Origin of the sequence: Microcoleus sp. A003_D6 (assembly GCF_036702825.1) — a bacterium.
Taxonomy (GTDB): domain Bacteria; phylum Cyanobacteriota; class Cyanobacteriia; order Cyanobacteriales; family Microcoleaceae; genus Microcoleus.
The window spans coordinates 1-4,240 of the sequence record NZ_JAUBWA010000238.1; the positions used below are offsets into that span (position 1 = coordinate 1).

The window sequence follows — 4,240 nt, forward strand, 5'->3', positions numbered from 1 at the left end:
CAATCGAATTAAGTTGATAATGCGGCAAGGATATGGTTTTTCTAATTTTCATAATTTCAGAAATCGCGTATTAGCTTTTTTTTCTGATTAGATAAAATTATCACCACAAGTTCAGGAGAGCCGTTGGGCTTGGGCCCTCTTAGTTTAGTGGTTATATAAGCTGTCAGTCATACCTCATCTTTTTGATAAAAGCTATATTCCGTACAAAACAAAGTGGCCGAGTTTGTCATAAGGCGGATGAGCGAGAGGAAAGTTAACTAATTTTCCCATATCTGCTAAAAGCATGATACTGAGAATAATTAAAAAGTACAAAACAGAGGCAATAATCCAGATTTTTTTTAAGAATAATTTCATCCGATCTTTTTTCCAATATCGACAATAGACAAACCAAGTCCGCGCCACTTCTCGCAATTTTGTTTGATTTGTGAATGAGATTTTTTTTTTGATTAACCGCAGAGGGCGCAGAGAAAGAGAGGAAAGAGAATATCGCGTACATATTCGGGTCAGGGCGGGTTTTGTACGGATATTTCCCGCTCAACCCGCCCCTCGCAGATATTGTTATGCTTAACGCGCCCACTGTTGCAATATGTAATTGTAAAACTTTCCGGTGTCTACTTTATCCATTGCTTGAATTTTTCGCCCTCCATTTTTAACTTTTGTGCGTCCTTGGCTGATACCTTCGGTCACAATTTCGGTTTCCCATTCTCGCAGTTGGTAAAATTCTGGATGCGCTAAATAAGCGGTTGCCAAAATGTCCCAGAAATAGTAATCTTGAGAAATTGCTAAGGCATAACACTGTCCTGCTAAGTCGGAAATTGGATATTTGCGCTGTCTTGCTAAGAGATTGGAAAATTCGACAGTCAGCGGTACATTATTAGTGATATCTAAAGGACACATGACAACTGGAATTTGTGTTTGCCAAATTCTCTCGATCGCAAACGGGTCCCAGTAAGCATTCCATTCTGCCGACATATCTTGTCCGGGTTCCATATCTTTGCTAACATTGCCGATAACATTGAGTGCGCCTCCCATCCAGACAATTTCTTGAATTTTGCTTTCAATTTCTGGCGCAATATCTAAAGCTTGCGCTACTGTTGTTAACGGCCCCGTTACCATTAATGTGACTGGTTCGGCTGCATCTCGCAAAACTCGCACCATAAAGTTTTGTCCGGGTTCTGATATTAACGGCGTGTCAATGGTTCCTTTTTCATTTAGAATGGGAAGTCGATCGACTGCAAAGGCATCTCGCCGAAATAACACCGGAAATGGATTGAGTCCCCGCACGGTACTCGCCGCCACCGGAACTTCTGAACGCCCCATCAAATCAAGGATTTTGCGCGTTGCACTCACCGCCGGTTGAATGTAGCAGTCCGCAGGAGTTACAATTACTCCCAAAGTTTCGACTTCCTCCATTGTCATCAGCAACACGACAGAGAGATAGTCGTCAACTGCACCGTCGTGATCCATTAGTACGAGTTTTTTAGACATTTTGCTTCCCCGGTGACTGAATTACTGTAAACTACAAATATAAATTTATTTGTGCGTCAAACACAACAACCTTAACTATATGAATACAGTAGCACCTTACGGCTCTTGGAAATCTCCCATTACCTCAGATTTAATTGTTTCGGGAACTGTCGGACTCGGACAAATTGCTATTGACGGCGATGATATTTATTGGGTTGAGGGAAGACCTTCGGAAGCGGGGCGGAGCGTCCTCGTGCGGCGCACTCCTGACGGTACAATCAGCGACGTGACACCGCCTCCTTTTAATGTTCGCACTCGCGTTAACGAATACGGCGGCGCTGCTTTTGCAGTTGCTGGCGGTGTTGTCTATTTTTCTCATTTTGCAGACCAACGTATTTATGCTCAAACATTAAATTCTCAACCCGAACCTCTGACTCCTGCTGCTAATTCTCGCTATGCAGATGCGATGGTTGACAAGCAGAGAAATCGCCTGATTTGCGTGCGCGAAGACCACGCAGGTGAGGGCGAACCTGTCAATACTATTGTTAGCATTAATTTAGATAACGGCGAAGATATTAAAATCTTAACTCAGGGTAATGATTTTTATGCTTCCCCTCGTTTGAGTCCAGACGGTTCTCTACTTTCTTGGATTTGTTGGAACCATCCAAATATGCCGTGGGATGGCACAGAATTGTGGGTGGCAGAAATTAATGCTGACGGTTCTTTAGGTGAAAAATACTTAGTTGCTGGCGGGGTTGATGAGTCGATTTTTCAACCAGAATGGTCGCCCGATGGAGTTTTGTATTTTGTTTCTGACAAGTCGAACTGGTGGAATTTCTACCGCTGGCAATCTAGAACCCCCCTCAATCCCCCCTTGGTAAGGGGGGAAGCAGAGATAGAAGCCAGCTTGTGCGAAATGGCGGCTGAATTCGGACTTCCTCAGTGGGTTTTTGGAATGTCTACTTATGCCGTTGTCTCGGAAAACAAAATTATTTGCACATACACTCAGCAAGGCAAGTGGTATTTAGCGAGTCTCGATTTAACCACTAAGCAGTTGACAACAATTGAGACGCCTTACACTGATATTTCCTCCGTCAAAGCGCGGGGAGGAAATGTGGTTTTTCTGGCAGGTTCGCCGACTGAATCTACTGCTATTGTACAATTAAATTTAGCAACAAGCAAACTAGAGATTTTGCGCCAATCGAGCAATTTAAGCATCAATCCGGGTTATCTTTCAGTACCGGAACCGATTGAATTTCCCACGGAAAACAATTTGACTGCTTTCGGTTTCTTCTATCCCCCGAAAAATCAAGATTTCGCAGCGCCTGCGGGTGAAAAACCGCCGCTTGTTGTTAAAAGTCACGGCGGCCCCACTGCTGCAACTTCTAGCAGCATGAATTTGAAAATTCAATACTGGACGAGTCGCGGTTTTGCCGTGCTCGATGTCAATTACGGCGGCAGCACTGGTTACGGCCGAGAATACAGAAAAAGACTGCAAGATAGTTGGGGGATTGTCGATGTTGACGACTGCGCTAACGGTGCTAAATATTTAGCTCAAAAAGGTTTAGTTGATGGGGAAAGAATGGCGATCGCCGGAGGCAGTGCAGGGGGGTACACTACGTTGTGCGCTCTTACTTTCCGCGATGTGTTTAAGGCTGGTGCGAGCTATTATGGAGTTAGCGATTTGGAAGCTTTGGCAGGGGATACTCACAAGTTTGAAGCGCGCTATCTGGATGGATTAATCGGGCCTTATCCTGAAAGAAAAGATTTGTATGTACATCGTTCGCCAATTCATTCGGCGGAACGTTTATCTTGTCCCGTTATCTTTTTTCAAGGATTAGAAGATAAAGTGGTTCCGCCCAATCAAGCGGAAATGATGGTAGAGATATTGAAAGCTAAAGGTTTGCCGGTTGCTTATGTTGCTTATGAAGGGGAACAGCACGGTTTTCGCCGCGCTGAAAATATCAAAAGAACTCTTGACGGCGAATTCTATTTCTATTCCCGGGTGTTTAAGTTTGAGTTAGCTGAACCTGTGGAGGAAGTGCCGATTTACAATCTTTAGAACTAATTAAGTTTGCAGTTGCTCTGTTTTCGCTAAAACGAAACTGCAAGCTGTATCATAAGTCTGAAATATTAAATGTGATGTAGTTCACAAACTGGGCTATTTGCTGTCACAAGTTTTTGCTGTTGATTGTCACATCTTTTAAGGCAGTACACTGACAAGATATGAGAGTGCGATCGCCTTTTGTTGCCGCAGAAACGCGCGATCGCGCGATCGTCGAGTAGAAAGTCAATTACTATGCAAACTCCTGTCCACCTGATTCCATCTGCTTTGGGCGAGCTGTTTGCCGAAGCGAATCAAAATGGCTACATTACTTTAGCCGATCGGTACGGTTTGATGGCTGCTATTTTTGACGAAAATTTGACGGAGGAAGACAAACGCTCGATCGATCGGCTCCTGCGCTCTGTGTGCCGGGGAAGGATAAAATTAGTTAACGAACTGTCTGCGATCAGGTAAGTGCCGATAGTTTTCCTTGACTGTAATTTAAAAAACTCAACATTAAAAAATTCCTAATTGTCTCGTAATTGAGACTTTGATTGAAGAAACACTTTTTAATTTTTGATGGAGATAGGACTTACGCCAAAAATGGTTTGACGCGCGAATTATAGCGGTAAGGTGTGCAGTAGTGCACACCTTACATCCCACATTCCGCAGATGTGATTCATCTTACTGGTATTTTTGAGAAATTCCAGCCATCCAACTTTTTTAGTC

5 protein-coding genes are annotated in these 4,240 nt (G+C 43.6%); 2 read left to right on the forward strand and 3 right to left on the reverse strand.

All coding sequences use genetic code 11. The features are described from left to right. Window positions 1-192: 192 nt before the first annotated feature. Both QUB70_RS31780 and QUB70_RS31785 read right to left on the reverse strand, forming a co-directional pair. The gene (locus QUB70_RS31780) at window positions 193-354 is read right to left on the reverse strand and encodes a hypothetical protein (protein ID WP_332985771.1); all 162 of its coding nucleotides are present in this window, start codon (window positions 352-354) and stop codon (window positions 193-195) included. A gap of 210 nt (window positions 355-564) precedes the next feature. Further along, window positions 565-1,488, reverse strand: a complete 924-nt coding sequence (locus tag QUB70_RS31785) for a nucleoside hydrolase (protein ID WP_332985772.1) — start codon at window positions 1,486-1,488, stop codon at window positions 565-567. Window positions 1,489-1,567: 79 nt separating this feature from the next. Between QUB70_RS31785 and QUB70_RS31790 the strand changes: the two genes are divergently transcribed. Beyond that, entirely contained in the window at window positions 1,568-3,529 is a 1,962-nt protein-coding gene (locus tag QUB70_RS31790) for a S9 family peptidase (RefSeq protein ID WP_332985774.1), read from the forward strand. 109 nt (window positions 3,530-3,638) lie between these two features. Here the strand turns inward: QUB70_RS31790 and QUB70_RS31795 are convergent, their stop codons facing one another. Next, window positions 3,639-3,761, reverse strand: coding sequence for a hypothetical protein (locus QUB70_RS31795; RefSeq protein WP_332985775.1), 123 nt, complete (start codon window positions 3,759-3,761; stop codon window positions 3,639-3,641). A gap of 5 nt (window positions 3,762-3,766) precedes the next feature. Between QUB70_RS31795 and QUB70_RS31800 the strand changes: the two genes are divergently transcribed. Then, window positions 3,767-3,985 carry a hypothetical protein gene (locus QUB70_RS31800; protein WP_332985776.1) on the forward strand — a complete coding sequence of 73 codons (219 nt, stop codon included), beginning with the start codon at window positions 3,767-3,769 and terminating at the stop codon, window positions 3,983-3,985. The last annotated feature ends 255 nt before the right edge of the window (window positions 3,986-4,240 follow it).

What these genes read in the sequence shown, in the direction of transcription:
- QUB70_RS31785 (WP_332985772.1), bottom strand. Translation starts at nt 1,488, where the DNA reads ATGTCTAAAAAACTCGTACTAATGGATCACGACGGTGCAGTTGACGAC.
- QUB70_RS31790 (WP_332985774.1), top strand. Translation starts at nt 1,568, where the DNA reads ATGAATACAGTAGCACCTTACGGCTCTTGGAAATCTCCCATTACCTCA.
- QUB70_RS31800 (WP_332985776.1), top strand. Translation starts at nt 3,767, where the DNA reads ATGCAAACTCCTGTCCACCTGATTCCATCTGCTTTGGGCGAGCTGTTT.
- QUB70_RS31780 (WP_332985771.1), bottom strand. Translation starts at nt 354, where the DNA reads ATGAAATTATTCTTAAAAAAAATCTGGATTATTGCCTCTGTTTTGTAC.